The 19,334-nt window shown below is 72.0% G+C and carries 17 protein-coding genes; 11 read left to right on the top strand and 6 right to left on the bottom strand.

What is annotated here, in order from left to right:
* Positions 1-86 precede the first annotated feature (86 nt).
* Together ASE15_RS02760 and ASE15_RS02755 are read left to right on the top strand one after the other, a co-directional pair.
* Positions 87-485: a PadR family transcriptional regulator gene (locus ASE15_RS02760; RefSeq protein WP_056761483.1), complete on the top strand. Its 399-nt coding sequence runs from the start codon at positions 87-89 to the stop codon at positions 483-485.
* Positions 482-1,591, top strand: a complete 1,110-nt coding sequence (locus ASE15_RS02755) for a hypothetical protein (RefSeq protein ID WP_056761036.1) — start codon at positions 482-484, stop codon at positions 1,589-1,591. Before ASE15_RS02760 ends, ASE15_RS02755 begins: the two co-directional genes overlap by 4 nt.
* Positions 1,592-1,690: 99 nt before the next feature.
* Here the strand turns inward: ASE15_RS02755 and ASE15_RS02750 are convergent, their stop codons facing one another.
* Complete coding sequence (locus ASE15_RS02750) at positions 1,691-3,037, bottom strand: glycoside hydrolase family 6 protein (RefSeq protein WP_056761033.1); 1,347 nt, start codon at positions 3,035-3,037, stop codon at positions 1,691-1,693.
* Between the two features lie 260 nt (positions 3,038-3,297).
* Positions 3,298-4,770 carry an adenylosuccinate lyase gene (purB, locus tag ASE15_RS02745; RefSeq protein ID WP_056761032.1) on the bottom strand — a complete coding sequence of 491 codons (1,473 nt, stop codon included), beginning with the start codon at positions 4,768-4,770 and terminating at the stop codon, positions 3,298-3,300.
* Between the two features lie 180 nt (positions 4,771-4,950).
* On the opposite strand from purB, the gene ASE15_RS02740 reads away from it, so the two are divergent.
* The gene (locus tag ASE15_RS02740) at positions 4,951-5,250 is read left to right on the top strand and encodes a hypothetical protein (RefSeq protein ID WP_056761028.1); all 300 of its coding nucleotides are present in this window, start codon (positions 4,951-4,953) and stop codon (positions 5,248-5,250) included.
* Positions 5,247-6,830 carry an alpha/beta fold hydrolase gene (locus ASE15_RS02735; RefSeq protein WP_056761025.1) on the top strand — a complete coding sequence of 528 codons (1,584 nt, stop codon included), beginning with the start codon at positions 5,247-5,249 and terminating at the stop codon, positions 6,828-6,830. The genes ASE15_RS02740 and ASE15_RS02735 overlap by 4 nt, the downstream gene beginning before the upstream one ends.
* A 34-nt stretch (positions 6,831-6,864) precedes the next feature.
* On the opposite strand, the gene ASE15_RS02730 is transcribed toward ASE15_RS02735, so the two are convergent.
* Both ASE15_RS02730 and ASE15_RS02725 read right to left on the bottom strand, forming a co-directional pair.
* Positions 6,865-7,302, bottom strand: coding sequence for a protein-tyrosine phosphatase family protein (locus tag ASE15_RS02730; protein ID WP_056761022.1), 438 nt, complete (start codon positions 7,300-7,302; stop codon positions 6,865-6,867).
* Between the two features lie 81 nt (positions 7,303-7,383).
* Positions 7,384-7,773 (bottom strand): phage holin family protein, encoded by a 390-nt coding sequence (locus ASE15_RS02725; RefSeq protein ID WP_056644566.1) that lies wholly within the window; start codon positions 7,771-7,773, stop codon positions 7,384-7,386.
* A gap of 153 nt (positions 7,774-7,926) precedes the next feature.
* On the opposite strand from ASE15_RS02725, the gene hisC reads away from it, so the two are divergent.
* The 5 genes from hisC (at position 7,927) to ASE15_RS02700 (ending at position 13,463) form a co-directional block, all read left to right on the top strand.
* Positions 7,927-9,042, top strand: a complete 1,116-nt coding sequence (gene hisC / locus ASE15_RS02720) for a histidinol-phosphate transaminase (RefSeq protein WP_369800537.1) — start codon at positions 7,927-7,929, stop codon at positions 9,040-9,042.
* A gap of 45 nt (positions 9,043-9,087) precedes the next feature.
* Entirely contained in the window at positions 9,088-9,369 is a 282-nt protein-coding gene (locus ASE15_RS02715) for a DUF805 domain-containing protein (RefSeq protein ID WP_200955864.1), read from the top strand.
* Between the two features lie 329 nt (positions 9,370-9,698).
* On the top strand, positions 9,699-10,931 hold the full coding sequence (gene pdhA / locus ASE15_RS02710) for a pyruvate dehydrogenase (acetyl-transferring) E1 component subunit alpha (RefSeq protein WP_082618125.1): 1,233 nt from the start codon (positions 9,699-9,701) through the stop codon (positions 10,929-10,931).
* Positions 10,928-11,938, top strand: a complete 1,011-nt coding sequence (locus tag ASE15_RS02705) for an alpha-ketoacid dehydrogenase subunit beta (RefSeq protein WP_056644568.1) — start codon at positions 10,928-10,930, stop codon at positions 11,936-11,938. The genes pdhA and ASE15_RS02705 overlap by 4 nt, the downstream gene beginning before the upstream one ends.
* A 76-nt stretch (positions 11,939-12,014) precedes the next feature.
* Complete coding sequence (locus ASE15_RS02700; RefSeq protein WP_056644570.1) at positions 12,015-13,463, top strand: dihydrolipoamide acetyltransferase family protein; 1,449 nt, start codon at positions 12,015-12,017, stop codon at positions 13,461-13,463.
* Positions 13,464-13,474: 11 nt separating this feature from the next.
* Here ASE15_RS02700 and ASE15_RS02695 read toward each other — a convergent pair whose 3' ends face one another.
* Both ASE15_RS02695 and glsA read right to left on the bottom strand, forming a co-directional pair.
* The gene (locus ASE15_RS02695) at positions 13,475-15,109 is read right to left on the bottom strand and encodes an MFS transporter (protein ID WP_200960496.1); all 1,635 of its coding nucleotides are present in this window, start codon (positions 15,107-15,109) and stop codon (positions 13,475-13,477) included.
* Positions 15,106-16,128 (bottom strand): glutaminase A, encoded by a 1,023-nt coding sequence (glsA, locus tag ASE15_RS02690; RefSeq protein WP_056761017.1) that lies wholly within the window; start codon positions 16,126-16,128, stop codon positions 15,106-15,108. Before glsA ends, ASE15_RS02695 begins: the two co-directional genes overlap by 4 nt.
* Positions 16,129-16,329: 201 nt before the next feature.
* Between glsA and ASE15_RS02685 the strand changes: the two genes are divergently transcribed.
* On the top strand, positions 16,330-16,887 hold the full coding sequence (locus tag ASE15_RS02685) for a hypothetical protein (protein WP_056644571.1): 558 nt from the start codon (positions 16,330-16,332) through the stop codon (positions 16,885-16,887).
* Between the two features lie 89 nt (positions 16,888-16,976).
* Positions 16,977-19,322: a choice-of-anchor A family protein gene (locus ASE15_RS02680; protein WP_056644573.1), complete on the top strand. Its 2,346-nt coding sequence runs from the start codon at positions 16,977-16,979 to the stop codon at positions 19,320-19,322.
* Positions 19,323-19,334 lie beyond the last annotated feature (12 nt).

Genomic DNA, 19,334 nt, shown 5'->3' with positions numbered 1-19,334 from the left:
GAAGGATTGCGCCACAGCAAGGGTGTCGCGCAGCTCGACCGGAGTGTCGGCGTCTATAGGTTCGTGACGAGAGTATGTTCCTCGGCATGGCATCCAAACCGCTCCAGGAACCCGCGTTCCTCATCCTGTCGGCGCTCGCTGCCGGCCCGCTGCACGGCTATGGCATCGCCAAGGACGTCGAGACCAGCTCGGAGGGGCGCATCACGTTGCGGGTCGGGACGCTCTACGGCGCGATCGACCGGCTCGCCGCCGCAGGGCTCGTCGAGGTCGACCACGAGGAGGTCGTCGAGTCGCGACTGCGCCGGTACTACCGGCTCACGGCCGAGGGCGGGGTGCGGCTCGAGGCCGAGGCGCACCGAGCCGAGGCCCAGGCACGTCGCGCCCTGGAACGGTTGGGCGCCCGGCGTAGCCCACGGACCGCCGCGCCCGGTCGCTCGACCGGTGCGGCGCCGTCGGGCCTGGGTACCGGGCCGGTGCCCGCGTGAGCGCCGCCGGTCCCGCGAGCGGGGGCCACGCCGTCGAGCCGCTTCCCGTCGCACCCGTGCTCGTCCGCGACTACCGGCGGCTCGTCCGCCTCTTCCCCTTCACGTACCGGCGCGAGCACGGGGCCGAGATGCTCGGCCACCTGCTCGACGGAGCCCGCCCGGGGCAGTCTCGCCCGACGTCGGCCGAGCGTCACGACCTGCTGCGGGCTGCGGCGAGGGAGTGGCTGCTCGCCCCGCTGGGCGCGACGGCTCGGGAGCGTCGTGCTGCGACCGGCTTGCTGTTCGTGCTGCTTCCTGCGGTTCTCGTGGTCCCCGCGGCCAGAGCGATCGCCTATGCGTCGTTGCTCCTCGGTGGCGGCGCCGTCGTGGGTGACGAGGACACGTTGCTCGCGTACACCCTGTCGTCGGTCCCGACCGTGGCGATGTGGGTGATCTGGTGCGTAGGCATGGTCGCCCTGCTCGGCGGGCTGGCTCGCACGGGTCGCGTCCTGATCGGGGCCGCGGCGGTGGCGGGGATCGCGACGGTCTCAGCGCTCGTCATGGTCGGCAGCGAGCACACCGCCTACCTCGAGCTCGGATGGGTGCTCGGACTGGTCGCGCACGCGGTGGTCGTCGCGGAGCACGCCCGTTGTCGGACGCCCGGGCACGGCTGGCGCCGCGCGGTCGGCACGGCTTGGTGCATGGCGCTCACCCTCGGCGGCTATGTCACGGTGATGTCCGGGGACATGAGGTTCGGGACCCCCTGGTGGTCCAGCGCGGGGCCGAGCATGGTGGGCCATGCGACTGTCGCCCTGGCCGTCGTCGTCGTGCTGGGCGCTGGGGCTCTGTGGTCGCGTACCCGGCAGTCGGTGCCTGTGCTCCTGGGGGTCGGCGTCGGTGTCGGGCTGGGACGGTCGGACATCTTCTGGTCGGGGAACCGGAACATCGGGACGGAGGACCTCGGCAACATCCTTGCGCTCCTCGCATGCTCTCTCGCTGCGATGATCGCTGCTCGATGGTTCGCGAACCGACTCGACGAGCTCGCCGGGGCACGGGCGGCGCACCACGAGCTCCTGGGTGCCACGACCGGGGTCTCCGGGTCGCGCGGTGACCTGACCCCGTCCTGAGGGTGCCCGCAGCGCCTCCCGGTCATGCCGAGAAGTGAGTAGATGCCCCTGATCCGAGCGAATCGGGGGCATCTACTCACTTCTCGGCTGCGCTGATCGTCACCACTGCGCGTTGGCCGCGAGCTCCAGCGCGACGTCCTGCCACCACGCCCCGGCGGCGGGCCCACCGTTGCAGGCGCCGTCGCTCTCGCCCGGCAGCTTGACCCACAGGAGCGCGGCCAGGTGCGTGCCGTCGTCGACGAGCCGTGGTCGCTCGCCGAGGGCACGGCCGCGCGGGTTGCACCACTCGCCGGTCGACCCGTTGCCGTTGCGCGACGTGTCGATCACGAACGGCTTGCCACCGACGAGCGCCGACACCTGCTCGCCGTAGGCGCGCGACTCGGCCGTGGTCCGGTAGTTCGAGGTGTTGAGCGCGAACCCCTCGGCATGATCGAAGCCGACCTGCTGGAGCCGGGACGCCACCTCGCCGGCACCCAGCCAGGCCGAGTGCCCGGCATCGATGTAGACGTGCGCGCCGGCCTCGCTGAGCACCTGCGCCGCATAGCGCAGGTAGCCGACCCTGTCTCCCTGCCCGGAGCAGTCGCCGAGCTGGGCGAGGGCGTCGGGCTCGAGGACCACCCAGGGTTCGCCCTGGATCCCCGCCGCGACGGTGTCGATCCAGCGCGCGTACTCGCTCGTGCCCACACCCCCTGCGGAGTGGTTGCCGCAGTCGCGTCCGGGGATCGCGTAGACCGTCAGCAGGGGCGTGCGGCCCGCAGCCACGGCGCGACCTGTGTAGTCCGCGACCTCGTCGCGGGCGTGCGCGGCGTCGTCCCAGTTCCCCACCCAGTACGACTGAGGGGTCAGGGCGATCTTTTCCAGCAGGGTCCGCGTGGTGCCGGAGGACGTGCTCCAGGCGGTGTACGCCTGGGTCGTGGTGTCGACGTAGAGGGCAGACGGCGTCGACGGCCCGGACGTGGGCTCATCGGTCGGCGTCGGCGTCGGCGTCGGCGTCGGCTCCTGCGTGGGTTCTGTCGTCGGCGTGACCTTCCCCGTGCACACCGTGCCCCCGAGCGAGAACGACACCGGGACGGAGTTGGCGCCCTGCGATGACCCGATGAAGCCGAACGACGCGTTGGCCCCGGTCGCGAGCGACCCGTTGTGGGCCACGTTGCGGACCACGACCGAGCTGCCGGTCTGCTGCACGGTGCCGTTCCATGCCTGGGACACCTGTTGGCCGTCGGCGAAGGTCCAGGCCAGCTCCCAGGAGCTGACGGGCGAGCCGAGGTTGGTCACGTCGACCGTTCCTTGGAATCCGCCGGTCCACTGGCTCGAGACGGCGTAGTCGACGCGGCACCCGTTCGTGGGCGTGGCCTGCGCGGCCGTGACCGCGCCTGCGGCAGCCACGACCAGTCCGACGGCGACCACGGAGGCGGTCAGTGCGGTGCGTGCTCTGGGGTCTGGCATGGTCCACCGTTCCTCGCCGTGCGGGACGGCCGGCCTCGTCGCCGTCCGCCGTCCGGACGCGCTGCCGGGGGCGGCGTCGGACGGCTCGAGGTTAGGTCGGGGGTCCGGGCTCCGGGCAGTGGGTGAATCGTTTAGGTCAGCCCTGCTCGCGCGGGCCCGCACTCGACCAGAACGGGGTTGCGGTCGCTATCCGACGGATAACGACCGCAACCCCGTTCTCGGCGGCGCGGATGAGCTCTCGGCAGCTCACATGCCCGGACTCAGTCCAGGTACTCGCCCACGAGCTGCTCCGCGATGCCCGTGTACGTGCCCGGGGTGAGGTCGGTGAGGCGGCGCGTGACGTCGTCGGGCAGGCCGAGGCCCTGGACGAACTCCCGCATCTCCTCGCCCGTGAGCCGGTGCCCGCGCGTGAGGTCCTTGAGGCGCTCGTACGGGTTCTCCATGCCGGGCACGCCCGCGACCGAGGCCGCGCGCATGGCCGACTGGATGGGCTCGCCGAGCACCTCCCAGTTGGCGTCGAGGTCCGCGGCGAGCAGGTCCGCGTTGACCGCGAGGGCGCGCAGCCCGCGCGAGACGTTGTCCACCGCGAGCAGCGAGTGGCCGAACGCGGGGCCGATGTTGCGCTGCGTCGTCGAGTCCGTGAGGTCGCGCTGGAGGCGCGAGGTCACGAGCGTCGAGGCGAGCGTGTCGAGCAGCGCGCAGGAGATCTCGAGGTTCGCCTCGGCGTTCTCGAAGCGGATCGGGTTGACCTTGTGCGGCATGGTCGAGGACCCCGTCGCACCCGGCACCGGGATCTGCTTGAAGAAGCCGAGCGAGATGTACGTCCACACATCGGTGCTGAGGTTGTGGAGGATGCGGTTGAAGCGGGCCACGTCGCTGTAGAGCTCGGCCTGCCAGTCGTGCGACTCGATCTGCGTCGTGAGCGGGTTCCACGTGAGGCCGAGGCTCTCGACGAAGGACTTCGAGACCGCGGGCCAGTCGACGCCGGGGACCGCGACCGTGTGCGCGCCGTAGGTGCCCGTCGCGCCGTTGAGCTTGCCGAGGTACTCGGCGCCCTCGATGCGGCGCAGCTGGCGGCGCAGGCGGTGCGCGAGCACGGCGAGCTCCTTGCCGAGCGTCGACGGCGTCGCAGGCTGGCCGTGCGTGCGGCTCAGCAGCGGGACGGCCGCGTGCTCGCGCGCCATGTCCGCGAGCTGGTCCGCGAGGGCCGTCGCGGCGGGCAGCCACACGTCGCGCACCGCGCCCTGCACCATGAGCGCGTACGACAGGTTGTTGATGTCCTCGCTCGTGCACGCGAAGTGCACCAGCTCGCCCGCCGACGGCAGGACCGTGCCCTCGCCCAGGACGCTCGGGGCGGCCTCGAGGCGACGCTTGATGTAGTACTCGATCGCCTTGACGTCGTGCATCGTGACGCGCTCGATCTCGCCGAGCTCGGCGATGCCCGCGGCGTCGAAGTCCGTGACGATCGAGCGCAGGTACGTCTTCTCGGCGTCGCTCAGCGTGGGCGCGCCCGGGACCACGGGGCCCTCGGTGAGGGCGATGAGCCACTCGACCTCGACGTGGAGGCGCTCGCGGTTGAGCGCGGCCTCGCTCAGGTGGTCGACCAGGGGCGCGACGGCGCCGCGGTAGCGCCCGTCGAGCGGGCCCAGGGCGATGGGAGGGGTGATGTCGGCGAGCGTGGCGCGCTGGGGGGTGGTCACAGGCGCGGCGGAGTCGGCGGAGTCCGTAGGCATGGCGCCATTCTCCCACGGGTGCCCGACGGCGGAGCGGGCGTCTCGCGGTCGGGCGGCGGGAGGGCAGACACCGGCAGCGAGGCCACCTGGCCGTGCACAGGCCCGGCGCTGACGACGCTTCTCCACAGCCGGGCCTGACGGCCGGACGGAGCGCCCGGGGACGACCCTACGGTCGTGCGCATGTCGACCCCCGCCCCTCTCCCCGGTGCCACGTCCGCCTGGTCTCCTGCCCTCGAGGTGGTCGATCCACGGCCCGAGCTGCAGCAGGCGGCCGCTCAGGCGGCCGCAGCGATCCCCCTCGTGAACCAGAGCGCAGCGATCGCCTGGCGGGGCGACGCCTCGGAGGGGTATCGGGCCGTCGTCGAGGAGACCGTCCGCGAGCTGTACCGCGTGGACCGGGTCGCGGACGGGGCCGTGGGAGCGGCCACGAGGTACGTCCGGACCCTCGAGACCGCGAACGCCGAGGCGAGCCTGCGATGAGCGGGACGTCCGACCCGACCGCGGGAATCATGGTCTCGGGAGGCGTCACGTTCGTGGAGACGGCCGACCTGGTCGCGGCCGCGCTCGTGGTCGGGCTGGCCGTGCAGCGCGTCGATGCCGCGCTCGTCGAGGCGCGCCGCGCGCACGGCCTGGTCAGCGGGTCGCTCGCCGGACCGTCGTCGTCGGTCCGCTGGGTCGACGGGGCTGCGGCCTGCTACCCCGGGGCGCCCTCGCTCGGAGGGGTGCCCGGCTCCTGGGTGCCGGTGCCGGCGGAGGTCGTCGCGGCCCGCGCGGTGCTGCTCGAGGAGATCGTGGCTCTGACCGATGCGCTCGTGTCGGCCGAGGGGATTCTCCAGGGCCTGATCGACCGCCTCCGGAAGGCCGCCGGGATCTACGAGGAGGGCGAGTCCGGTGCCGAGGCCGTTGTCTCGTGGCTCGCGAGCGTGCCCGGGGTGGGGATCGGGGTCGTGATGGGCATGGGGGTCGTGGACGTCGTGAAGGGCGTGGCGACGGGTCACGGGATCCAGCTCTCGCGGCTCCTCACCGGCTCCGGCGCCTACCACGACGAGGCCGTCCGGGGATCGAGCGTGGGCATCGTCAGGCAGGTGCCTTGGGCGGGCCTGGCGGGGACGTCGAGCGTGGGCCAGGCCGCGGGGGTGCTGCGCGGGGTGTCGCAGTCGTACCGGGGGTTGTTCGCCCGGGACGTCACGACGACCGAGCTGCAGGGCGACGCCCTGCCCGCGGGGTTCACCAAACCGGTGGCGCACAGTGCCGAGGCGCTGCTGTCGGGGATCGACGTGGTCTACGGCAAGGGCAACGACCTGCCCGACTCGGTCGTGTCGGTCGAGAAGTACGTCGGGGTGGACGACCGTGCGACCTGGGTCGTGACGGTGCCGGGCACGCAGCTGGGGAGCTCGACCACCCCGTTCAGCATGACCTCGAACTTCGACCTGGTGCAGGGCGCCGACGCGGACAGCACGGCGTTCGTCCTCGAGGCCATGCGGCAGGCCGAGATCCCTGCCGGGGAGGAGGTCGTGATCGTGGGGCACTCGCAGGGAGGCATGGTTGCGATGGCCGTCGCGACCGCGGCGACGGGGGCCGCCGCGGGGGCGGGCGCCACCGGGGCTCCGGGGGGAGCCGCCCGCTACGACGTCCGGCACGTCCTGACCGCCGGCGCGCCCGTGGGCGGGGCGAGCCTGCCTGCGGGCGTGCGGGGCACGCACGTCGAGATCGAGCAGGAGGGCGTCTCCCAGCTCGACGGCACCGACAACCCCGTCGGCCGGGACCGTGTCACCGTCCGCGCAGACCTGGAGGCCCAGGGTGCACCTGGTACCGGGGGGAAGGTGCCGCACGGCGTCCCGTTCCACGTCGCGGTCCTGGGCCGGGCGCGCGAGGTCGGCCAGCCGGGGCTCACCGACAACCTCGCCGCGATCGACGAGGCCGTGTCGGGGCAGCGCGTCGAAGCACGCTACTTCCGCGGGGCGCTCGAGCTCGATCCCGCTGCCGCGGCTCGCGCCCTGACCCCGCTCGGGGCGGTCGGGGTTCTCGTCGAAGGGCTCGAGGAGTCGCGGGGTGGCTGACGGACGGCCACGACGGCGGTCCGCCGTGGACGGTTCAGCGGGACAGGTCGACACCGGCGGCGAAGCGCCGCTGCCAGGGGGTCTCGACCGCGCGCTCGAGGAAGTGCGCACGGACCCAGGCGACGGCGTCGTCGCCCGGGATCCCGGCGAGCCGGGCGAGGATCGCCATCGCGGTGCCGGTGCGGCCCGTGCCGCCGTCGCACGCGATCTCCACCCGCGACGAGGCCGAGCGTTCGAACGTGTCCCGGAGCGCTGCGACCGCGTCCGACGGCGAGCGGGGGAGGCGGAAGTCCGGCCAGCTGATCCACCGCGACTCCCAGGCGACCTCGACGTGCGGCCGCGCGGTGAGATAGAGGCCGAGCTCCGGGGGCTCGGTCAGGTCAGGCGGTCCCGCGTGCAGGCCGCGACCGCGGACACGGCGCCCGTCGGGCAGGACGACGAGCCCGTCCGCCGTGTCGCTCCACAGGCCCATGGGTGTCCCTCTCCAGGGTCGGCGCCGGTCCGGGGCGGGTCCTGCCGACGGGCTCGGCCCGCGCTCGGGCCGGGCGCGCGGTCAGACCCGCGACTTGGGCGCGACCACCGCGGAGATCGCGAAGTTCAGGACACCGATGATGAGCGCGGCGAGCATCGCCCACCAGAACCCGCCCTCGATCCGGATGCCCCAGTCCGTCTGCTCGGTGATCCACGCCGTGAGCATCAGCATGAGGGCGTTCACGACGAGCGTGAACAGACCCAGCGTGAGGATGTAGAGCGGGATCGAGATGACCTGGACGATCGGCTTGATGATCGCGTTGACCAACGAGTAGATGAGGGCCACGGCGAGGACGATCACGATCTGGCCGCCGACGGAGTCGGAGCCGACGATCTCGAAGTGGCTGCTCATGAACAGGCTCGTGAGCCAGATCGCGATGCCGGTGACGATGACGCGGATGACGAAGCTCATGCGTGTCATCCTGCCACCGCCCGGTGGGAGAGGTCGCCCGCACACGCGGTCGCCCGGTCGCCCGCACACGCGGTCGCTCGGTCGCCCGCAGCACCCGGCCCGCGAGGTGAGCGCCGCCGTCGGGCTGCTGGGCGGGGTGGCATCCTGGAGGGCGTGACCAGCCCCACGCCCTCCGTGCCCACGTCCGCACCAGCGTCAGCGTCCCGGACCCCCCGCGTGCCCCTGCGTGCCGCCGTCGCCGCCCTGCCGGCCTACGTGCCGGGCGCGCGCCTCGCGCCCGGGTCGAGCGCGTTCAAGCTGTCGTCCAACGAGAACCCCTACCCGCCGCCCGCCGCGGTCGTCGCGGCCATCGTCGACGCGGCCGCGGACACCAACCGCTACCCGGACATGTACGCGACCGACCTGACCGAGGCCCTCGCGACCGACCTGGGCGTCGACGCGGCGCAGGTCGTCGTGGGCAACGGCTCGGTGGCCGTGCTCGCGCACATCCTGTCGGCCGTCGTGGACGCGGGCGACGAGGTCGTCTACCCGTGGCGCTCGTTCGAGGCGTACCCGATCGCGGTCGCGGTCGCGGGCGGCACGTCGGTGCGCGTCCCGGTGACCCAGGACGGTCGCCTCGACCTGCCAGCGATGGCCGCGGCGATCAGCGACCGCACGCGGGTGGTCCTGGTCTGCACGCCCAACAACCCCACCGGCCCCGTGGTGCACGCGGGCGAGCTCGACGCGTTCCTCGCGTCCGTGCCGGGCGAAGTCCTGGTGGTCCTCGACGAGGCCTACCTCGAGTTCGTGCGCGACCCCGAGGCTCCCGACGGCCTCGCGGTCCTCGCGGCGCACCCCAACGTGGTGCTGCTGCGCACGCTGTCCAAGGCCTACGGGCTGGCGGGGCTGCGCGTCGGCTACGCGGTCGCCGAGCCGGCGCTCGCGGCGGGCATCCGCGCGGTCTCGACGCCGTTCGGCGTCTCGCACGTCGCGCAGCGCGCGGCGCTCGCGGCGCTGTCGGTCAAGGACGAGCTGCTCGAGCGCGTCGAGCACCTGGTCGCGCGGCGCGAGCGCCTGGTCGAGGGTCTGCGTGACCAGGGGTGGGACCTGCCGGAGACGCAGGCGAACTTCGTGTGGTTCCCCCTCGGCGGCCCGACGGCGGAGCTCGCCGTGGGCGCGTCGGCCGCCGGTCTGCTGGTGCGCCCGTTCGCGGGCGAGGGCATCCGGGTGAGCGTGGGCGAGGAGGAGGCGACCGAGGCGTTCCTGCGGGTCGCGGCGGGCTGGCGGTAGCCGGTACCTGTTGCCGGAGGGGTCGACCGAGAGAAGACTCGCGGCATGGACACTCCCACGGTCGACCAGATCCCGGACGAGTACAGCTGGCTCTTCGGCACTGCTGCCCTGATCATCTGGGCCGCTGTCGCGATCATCTTCCTGATCGCCTACATCCAGATCATCCGCAAGGCCGGGTACTCGGGATGGTGGGTGCTCGTCGGGATCGTGCCCCTGCTGAACATCGTGATGTTCCTGGTGTTCGCGTTCTCGACGTGGCCCGTCACGCGCGAGCGCGACGCCTTGCGTGCGCAGGCCGGGTACTCCAGCACGTACCCGCCGGGCTGACCCCCTGGCCCCCGGACGTCGCGGGGGCAGACCCCCGACCGTCCGGCCGACGCGCGAGCGCGCGTCCGGTCGGACGGCGCCGGACCTGACGGATTGTGCCAACGATCCGCCCCGCCGCTCCCCGTGAGACCTGGGAAAGGGCCACAGGTCGTTGGAGGGAACCTCCAAAGACGGGCGGGCCAGGTTTGTCCTCCAATGGCGGAGGAAGCTACGCACTCGTAGCCTACGCTTGCGTAAGCTACGGTAACGTAGGTTCGGTCGGAGACGACCGAGGACCGACCCCCCGAGCGACCCGGGCCCCCGCCTCCGGCCGCACCCAAGGAGAGCGTGTGAACCAGCAGAACACCGCCGTTGCAGCAGATCCCGAGGTCGGGTCCTCCGCTGAACCGCAGGTCGACACCGGGGCAGGTCTCCCGGTCGACGCGGAGCTCCTGCAGCTCCTGACCCCGGCCGGCGTCCGGGTCGAGACCCCGGAGAACGCGGGCTACCGCGAGCGCGTCGCCCACCTGGACGCCGACGCGCTGCGCGGCCTGTACCGCGACATGGTCCTGACCCGCCGGTTCGACGACGAGTCGACGTCGCTCCAGCGCCAGGGCGAGCTGGGCCTCTTCCCGCAGTCGCTCGGCCAGGAGGCCGCGCAGATCGGGTCGGGTCGCGCACTGTCCCCGCAGGACTACGTCTTCCCGTCCTACCGCGAGCACGGGGTCGCCCACACGCGCGGTCTCGACCTCGCCGACATCCTGCGCCAGTTCCGCGGCGTCGACCACGGCGGCTGGGACCCGGAGGAGCACAACTTCCACCTGTACACGCTCGTGATCGGCTCGCACACGCTGCACGCGACGGGGTACGCCATGGGCGTCCAGCGCGACGGCCTGGTCGGCACGGGGGACCCGGCCAAGGACACCGCGGTCGTCACCTACTTCGGCGACGGCGCCACGTCCCAGGGCGACGTGAGCGAGGCCCTCGTCTTCGCCGCGGTCAACAACGCGCCGCTCGTGCTGTTCTGCCAGAACAACCAGTGGGCCATCTCCGAGCCCACGACCAAGCAGTCGCGCGTGCCCATCTACCAGCGCGCGCACGGCTTCGGCGTCCCGAGCGTCCGCGTCGACGGCAACGACGTCCTCGCGTGCTACGCCGCGACGTCCGAGGCGATCGAGCGGGCCCACTCGGGTGGCGGCCCCACGTTCATCGAGGCGTACACCTACCGCATGGGCGCCCACACCACCTCGGACGACCCCACGCGCTACCGGACCTCCGAGCAGGAGGCGGTGTGGCGTCGTCGGGACCCCATCGACCGCCTGCGCCTCCTCCTGGAGGCCGAGGGCGCCTGGGACGAGCAGTGGGCCGCGGACCTCGCGGCCGAGGGCGACGCGCTCGGCGAGCGCCTGCGGACGTTCGTCCGCGGCCTGGGCCGCCCCTCGACCGAGTCCATGTTCGAGCACGTCTACGCGACCGAGCACTCGGTCGTCACGGCCGAGCGCCAGTGGTTCGAGGAGTACGAGGCGTCCTTCGCGGACGACGGCGCGTCCCGCACGCACGACCAGCACGGAGGAGCACGATGAGCGCGCCGACCACCACGGCAACCACCACGTCCCGCCTCACGCTGGGCAAGGCCATCAACGAGGGCCTGCGCGCGTCGCTCGCGAGCGACCCCAAGGTCCTGCTCATGGGCGAGGACATCGGCCCTCTCGGCGGCGTCTTCCGCGTGACCGACGGCCTCCAGGCGAGCTTCGGCGAGGACCGCGTGGTCGACACGCCGCTCGCGGAGTCGGGCATCGTCGGCACGGCGATCGGGCTCGCGCTGCGCGGCTACCGGCCCGTGTGCGAGATCCAGTTCGACGGCTTCATCTTCCCGGCCTACGACCAGATCACGACCCAGCTCGCCAAGATGCACTACCGCTCGCGCGGTCGTCTCCAGCTCCCCGTGGTCATCCGTGTGCCGTTCGGCGGCGGGATCGGCGCGGTCGAGCACCACAGCGAGAGCCCCGAGGCCCTGTTCGCGCACACCCCCGGGCTGCGCGTCGTGTCGCCCTCGACCCCGCAGGACGCCTACTCGATGATCCGCGAGGCCATCGCGTCCCCGGACCCCGTGCTGTTCTTCGAGCCCAAGGGCCGCTACTGGGACAAGGGCGACGTCGTGCTCGACGGCCCGGTGGGCGACTCGACGCTCAACTCGGCCGTCGTGGTGCGTGAGGGCACGGACCTCACGCTCGTCGCGTACGGCCCGACCGTCCCGACCGCGCTCAAGGTCGCGGCGGCCGCCGCTGCCGAGGGCACGAGCATCGAGGTCGTCGACCTGCGCAACATCTCGCCGCTCGACACCGCGACCGTCGTCGCGTCGGTCCGCAAGACCGGGCGCTGCGTCGTGGTGCACGAGGCCGCGACCTACCTCGGCTCGGGTGCGGAGATCGCCGCCCGCGTGACCGAGGAGTGCTTCTACTCGCTCCAGTCGCCCGTGCTGCGCGTGGGCGGGTTCCACACGCCGTACCCCGTCGCCAAGCTCGAGCACGAGTACCTGCCGAGCCTCGACCGTGTCCTCGACGCGGTCGACCGCGCCATGTCGTTCTAGGCCCGGACCTCTCGGCCTGCCCGGCCCGTCGCACCACCCCCTGACCACAGCACCACGATCACCCGAGGAGCAGGCAGTGCCCACCTTCGAGCAGTTCAAGCTCCCTGACGCCGGCGAAGGACTCACCGAGGCGGAGATCGTGCAGTGGCACGTCGCCGTGGGTGACGAGGTCACGGTGAACCAGACGATCGTGGAGATCGAGACGGCCAAGTCGCTCGTCGAGCTCCCGTCCCCGTACACGGGTGTCGTCGCCGAGCTGCTCGTCGCCGAGGGAGACACGGTCGAGGTCGGCGTGCCGATCATCGTGGTCGACACCGACCCGTCGGGCGCCCCGTCCGCCGGGGCACCGGCCGCGGAGCCCGCGGCGGTGGAGTCGTCGGGCAGCGGTGCGGTGCTGGTCGGCTACGGCGTCGCCGAGCAGGCGAGCGCGCGCCGCCCGCGCCGTGGCGCCTCGGTGGCTGCGGCGTCCCCCGCAGGCCCGACGGCGGAGCCCACCTCTCCCGTCGCCGCGCCTGCCGCTCCCGTCGCCGCACCGGCGGCCGCAGCACCCGTGCGACCTGCGCCGTCGGGCCCCATCCGTGCCCTGGTCTCGGCCGCGACCGCCGGACGCACCGTGCTCGCCAAGCCCCCCGTGCGCAAGCTCGCGCGCGACCTGGGCGTCGAGCTCGCGTCGGTGCCCGCGACCGGGCCCGGCGGGATCATCACGCGCGAGGACGTGCTCGCCTACAGCGCGCGTTCCGAGCCGCGCACGCTCGCGACCTACGCGGGCGACGACTCGCCCTGGCTCAACGACGCCGGCACCGGCTCCTCGGTGACCCCCGACGGGCGCCAGACGCGCGTGCCCGTGAAGTCGGTGCGCAAGCGCACGGCCGAGGCCATGGTCCAGAGCGCCTTCACGGCCCCGCACGTGACCGAGTTCCACACGGTCGACGTCACCAAGACCATGAAGCTCGTCGCGAAGCTCCGCGAGGACCGCGAGTTCAAGGACGTGCGCGTCACGCCCCTGCTCATCACGGCCCGCGCGCTGCTGCTCGCGGTGCGCCGCCACCCCGACATCAACGCGAGCTGGGACGAGGCCGCTCAGGAGATTGTCTACAAGCACTACGTGAACCTGGGGATCGCGGCCGCCACGCCGCGCGGGCTCGTCGTGCCCAACATCAAGGACGCGCACCGCCTCGACCTCAAGGGGCTCGCGCAGGGCCTGTCCGACCTCACGGCCACGGCCCGCGCCGGGCGCACCACGCCCGCCGACATGTCCGACGGGACCATCACCATCACCAACGTGGGCGTGTTCGGGATCGACACCGGCACCCCGATCCTCAACCCGGGCGAGGCCGCGATCCTCGCGTTCGGCGCGATCCGCGAGCAGCCGTGGGTCCACAAGGGCAAGATCAAGAAGCGCTGGGTCACGCAGCTCGCGCTGAGCTTCGACCACCGTCTGGTCGACGGCGCGCTCGGCGCCTACGTCCTGAGCGACGTCGCGAAGATCCTCGAGGACCCGGCCCAGGCGCTCGTCTGGGGTTGACGGCTGACCCGTCAGTCCGTGTCCTCGGGCGAGGGGTCGGGGATCTCGCCGGGCCGGTAGCTCGGGAGCCGGCTGGCGGGCAGGATCGCCGTGGCGCTGATCGCGGCGAGGACGAGCAGCCCGATGCGCAGGGTGTCCAGGCGTGCCTGCTCGTTGAGGGCGACGGCGGCGTCCACCTGGGCGGTGCTCGCGTCCGTGGCCGCGAGGACCTCGCGCAGGTCGTCGTTGCTGACGAAGTTGACCGAGTCGAGGTCGACCTGGGCGACGAGCGAGGGAGGCAGCTCGGGGTGCTCGACGACCGCGCGTCCCACGGAGATCCCGAGGATCGTCACGAGCATCGCCCCGACGACGGCCGTGCCGACGGCCGAGGCGAGGTTCTGCGTGGTGCCGCGGATCGATCCGACGTCTCCCGCGAGGGTCTTGGGGACCGAGGTCACGAGGACGTTGAACACGAGCGTGACCAGCGCACCCTGCCCCACCCCGAAAACGAACAGCCCCAGGATCGTCGGGAGGGTCTCCCAGTTGTTGGTGACCACGAGCGCGAGCCAGGCGAGACCGACCGTCGTGAGGACGAACCCGAAGACGCCGATGACGCGTGGGCTGAAGCGGCCGTAGAACCGCACGACCAGGGTGGCGGTGACGAACACGGTGAGGTTGAACGGCATCATCGCGAGGGCCGTGTCGAACGGGGTGCGACCCTGCACGATCTGGATGTACAGGGGCACAGTGAAGTTCAGGGCTGCCTCGAGCGCGACGACGATGAACATCGCGTACACCGCGGCACGCTCGCTCGAGGCCCCCAGGACGCTGAGGTCGACGAGCGGGACCTTGCCGGAAGCGGCTCGCCGTCGCGTCCACCAGAAGAACGTCTGCCCCAGGACGACGCCCACCACCACGAACAGCGGTGCGGGTGACACACCCAGGACCGAGAAGGGGGCCTCGGGCGAGGCGTAGAGCAGCCCCCAGGCGTTGAGGTTGTTGAAACCCAGCGTCAGGAGGACGATCGCCGCGCCGATGAGCACGGCAGCGACCAGGTCGATCCTGATCCCGGGGTCGCCACGGTCCGAGCGCAGGCGGAAGCTGAACACGAAGACTGCCACCGCCAGTGCGAGCACGATGCCGAACACGGGCCGCCATCCCACGAGCGTGCCGAGCGCGCCGCCGATGAAGAAGGCGCTCACGCCGGAGATCGCGCGGGCCGAACCGAGCGACCCGATCGCGGTCGCCTGCTGGGTGCCGTGGTAGTTCTCCGCGATGAGCGCGACGAGCGCCGGCACGATGATCGCGGCGGAGGCCCCGGCCACGGCCTGGCCCGCGATGGCCCAACCGACCGTCGGGGAGAAGATCATCATCAGCGCCGAGGCGGCGAAGGTCGCCACCACGACGCGGAAGACCACGACCCATCCGATGCGCTGACCGAGCTTGGCACCCGTCATGACGAGCGCCGCGACGGCGAGCCCGTAGACGACGATGGTCGAGCTGACAACCGTCGGAGGGACGCCGAACTCCTCGACCATCCCGCCCAGCGAGACCGGCAGGGCCGCGACGTTGAAGGACATGAGGACCTGGGCGAGGAACAGCCCCACCATCGGGACCCACGACCGACGTTCCTCGGTGGTCGGCCCTGAAGCTTCGGTTCGGGTCATGCGGAGGGCTCCGATCGTTCGGGCACGTGCACGGAAGACGCGAAGAGGTTCAGGCCGAGGGTGCGGGACAGGTAGGCGGTGGCTCGCTGGCCACGGACGCTGTTCCCGGCAGGATCCAGGAGCGGGGAGAACGTGCCGATCGCGCCCTTGCCAGGAGCGACGGCGACTATCCCGCCGGCGACTCCCGACTTCGCGGGGAGCCCGATCTCGAAGAGCCACTCCCCGGAGCTCTCGTACATCCCGGTCGAGGCCAGCACGGCGAGCGTGTCACGGCACACCTGCGCCGAGACGACGCGTTCTCCGGTGACCGGGTTGACGCCCCCGTCCGCGAGCGTCGCGCCCATGACCGCGAGATCGCGCGCACTGACCCGCAGCGCGCACTGCCGCGTGTACACGTCGACCACCTCGAGAGGGTCGATCCGGATCCGGCCGTAGCTCTCCAGCAGTCGGGCGATCGCCTTGTTGCGCATGTTCGTCTCGGCCTCCGAGCGGTACACGACCCCGTCGAGCTCGAGCTGACGACCCGCGAACCGTGACAGGCCCGTGCGGATGTTCTCCCACTGCTCCGCTGGCGTGGCCCCCGGCATCAGGGCGGTCGTAGCGAGCGCACCCGCGTTGACCATCGGGTTCCTGGGGTGCCCGTCGTTGAGCTCGACCGCCATGACCGAGTTGAACGCCAGACCCGTGTTGTTCACCCCGACGCGCTCGAGCACCTCTCGGTGCCCGTACGCTTCGCACACCAGGGCGTACACGAACGCCTTGGAGATCGACTGGACCGAGAACTCGACGTCGGCATCCCCGACCGCGTGCACCTGTCCACCCGTCTCGGCCACGACCACGCCGAAGAGCCCCGGATCCACCTTGGCGAGCACGGGGATGTAGTCCGCCACCCGGCCGCCGTCGTGGGCCCGACTGCGCTCGTGCGCCTCGTGCACGAGCCGTTCGACCTGGTCCCACCCCGGCAGCGCCCCCGTCGCCACCTCCTGCTCGACTCCGTCGACGTCCGTCGTCAGGTCCATCCCCTGGCCCCTCTCGAGTACTCAACCGCCCGGACCACTGTCTTTCTACACCCCCGTTGTTTCGGAGGGGTGGCGAACGCACGACACACACCGTGCGTTCATGGCTCGCCCGTCCGTGAACGGGGCCCTGCCGCATCGTAGGAGGGCGCCACTCCAGCAGATGCCCGTGCGCTACGGACCACGGCGCGCCAAGATCAGTTCGTGGAAGCCTGGATCGTCGAGAACGAGCTGGTCCTGACGTTCGTCCTGAACTCGCTCATCGCGATCGGGACGCTCGCTGCGGTGGTGTGGGCCGTGTGGTCCACACAGCGTGAGGTCAGGCGAGGCGAGACGTACCGACGCGAGCACCTCGACCAGGAGGAGCGGCACCAAGCGGAGCGCGTGACCGCGTGGGTCAGGGAAGCCCCCGAGGTCCTGGTCCTCGCGGACGACGACGAGCTGGACGGCGACCAGAACGACGGGCTGCGCGTCCTGCGGGTCATCAACACCTCCGACGCCCCCGTCTACGACGTCACGCTGCGCACCCTGGCCGGTGCCGGGTCGCCTGCGTACGTCGGTCGCTACCTCGAGGTGCTCGTGCCCGCGGACAAGGCCACCGAGATCGAGATCCCCGCGACCGGCATAGCCACCTCCGAGGCCGAGGTGGTCCTGATGACGTTCTCCGACGCGGCCGGTCGGTGCTGGGAGCGCGATGCGCACGGGGTGCTCGTGCGGCGCGCCGACCTCGACGCCGTGCACCGGCGGGTCACGGGGCCGTGACCGGCCCGGCTCGCCCGGCGAATACCTACCGGTTGCCCGGTCCAGCTCTCCACCCGAGACTGTCACCACGCGACGAGGAAGGGCGTGCCATGACCGTTGAGACCTCCCGGTTCGGACGAGCGGCGGCGCCCACGCGCCGAAGGCTGGTCGCCTCGACGTCGGTGCTCGTGCTCGGGGCGGTGATGACCTTCGGGGCCGCAGCCCTGGGGCCGTTCGTCGCCCCCGCTGCGGCCGACCAGCTGCCGACGTGCCCGACCGGGGACTCGGACGGCACCGTCGGGCCGCCGCTGTTCACGGACAACGCGGTCGCGGTCTACGTCGGCGGGGACTTCACGGCGAACGAGGACGCGGCCGAGTCGGAGGGCCTGATGGTCGTCCACGGGGACGCGAGCTTCGAGCGGGACGGGATCTTCAACGTCGGCGTCGTGGGTGCGGGCTCGGGCTCGGTGCCCACACCCGGATCGACCATGCTGGCCGTGGGTGGTGACCTGACCATCGGTCTCACCTCGATGGTGGACGTCGGTGCGGGGACCGCCGGGGGAGGCGCCGTGCACGTCGGCGGCGTGATCGACGACGACTCGCGGCTCCGGACGAACGGCGCGGGAGCCATAGAGAACATGGGGCAGGGCCCTGCGCTGTCCCCGTACGACCCGGACGTCTTCCCCCAGGAGATGATCGACGTCTCGGCCGAGCTGGCCGCACTCACGGCGAACGGCACGGCGGCTCGCACGGACGGCACGGTGATCTTCACAGCAGGCCCCGACGACCCTGCCCACTCGGGGCTCCAGGTCTTCGAGATCGACGGGGCGACCCTCGACGGCTCGAACGCCATCCAGTTCAACGGCATCCCGGACGGCGACTCGATCGTGGTCAACGTGACCGGGGGGCCCGTGGACTTCTCCCCTCAGGACTTCACCGCGGACGGCGTGCGGGTCGACGCGTTCGGCTTCCCCGGGTTCGGGGCCTTCGCGTCGAGCCTGATGTGGAACTTCACGGGCGACACCCAGGTGTCGATCGGTCAGAACGGTCAGTTCATGGGGTCGATCATGGGCCCGGACATCGACCTCACGGCGACCACGAGCACCAACGGGCGCATCCTCGTCGGTGGCGACCACACGATGGGGGGTGCGGGCACCGAGCACCACAACTACCCGTGGAACTACGCGTTCCCGTGCGAGGACGACGTGCCGCCGCTCCCCACCGAGTCCGGCTCCCTCACGGTGACCAAGAGCGTGGCCCCGGGCTCGGGCCTCACGGACCTCGTCTTCACGGGCTCGGCCCGCTGCACGCTGGCCGACGACTCGATCTTCATCGCCGGGTGGTCCGTCAAGGCCGACGAGGTCACGGTCTTCGACAACCTCCCTCTCGACGTCACGTGCGTGATCCTCGAGAACCTCGACGGGGTCTACGAGGACGTGGACGGAGAGCTCGTGCCGGTCGACGTCGAGGACCGGCAGTGGGCCGACCCCGTCTTCACGGTCGACGGGCAGGTCACCGACGAGTTCACCGTCACCGAGGACGGACAGAACATCACGATCGGCATCGCCAACGTGCTGCTCGGCACGGTCGACGTGGCCAAGGTCGTGAGCGGACCGGGGGACGGCTACGTGGGCGGCCGGACCTTCGCCGTCGACTGGCAGTGCTCGGCCGGGGCCTATGTCGACGGAGAAGCCGTCGAGCCCGCGGTGTCCTCGGGGACCGTGAGCGTCGCCGCGGGGGCCACGGCCCGCCCCACCGTGGGCGGAGCCGAGGCCTGGTTCCCGGTCGGGAGCACGTGCAGCTTCACCGAGGCGGCGCTCGTGGCCGAGCCCGGGGACTTCGCCGACACCACGTTCGAGTGGGAGGGGGCCACCGTGGACCCGGCCGAGGTCGTGGTCGGCACGGGCGCGGCGGGCATCGCCGTGGTCACGGTGACGAACACCTTCGTCAGCACCGTCGGGGGCTTCTCGATCGCCAAGGCCCTGACGGGGGACGGCGACTCGCAGGTGCCCGACGACACGGTGTTCACGGTGCGCTACACCTACGCGGTGAACGGGACGACGGTCAGCCAGGACGTCCAGGTGCCCGCCGACGGGACGCTCGTCCTCGGGCCCCAGGACCTGCCGGTGGGCACGGTCGTCACGTTCGAGGAGATCTCGCTGCCGGGGGTCCCGGGTGTCACGTGGGGCACGCCCACGATCACGGTCGACGGACAGGGGACCAACCGGCTCGTGGTCGAGGGCGGCACCACAGCCGAGGTCGTGGTCACGAACACGGCCGACGCCGCACCGACCCCGACCCCGACGCCCACACCGACGGTCCCGACCACGCCCGACGGCGACCTGGCCTCGACCGGTGCCGACGTCGCGCTGCTCGCGGGGGTCTCGGTCCTGTTCGTCGTGCTCGGCCTCGCGATCGTCGCGGCCCGCCGCCGGCACCTCGCAGGGCGCGAGTAGGTCCCGGGTCGA

Source organism: Oerskovia sp. Root22, from assembly GCF_001429135.1.
Classification (GTDB): domain Bacteria; phylum Actinomycetota; class Actinomycetes; order Actinomycetales; family Cellulomonadaceae; genus Oerskovia; species Oerskovia enterophila.
Note: the sequence above shows the minus strand (reverse complement) of the source record. Positions and strands in the feature narration are given on the sequence as shown.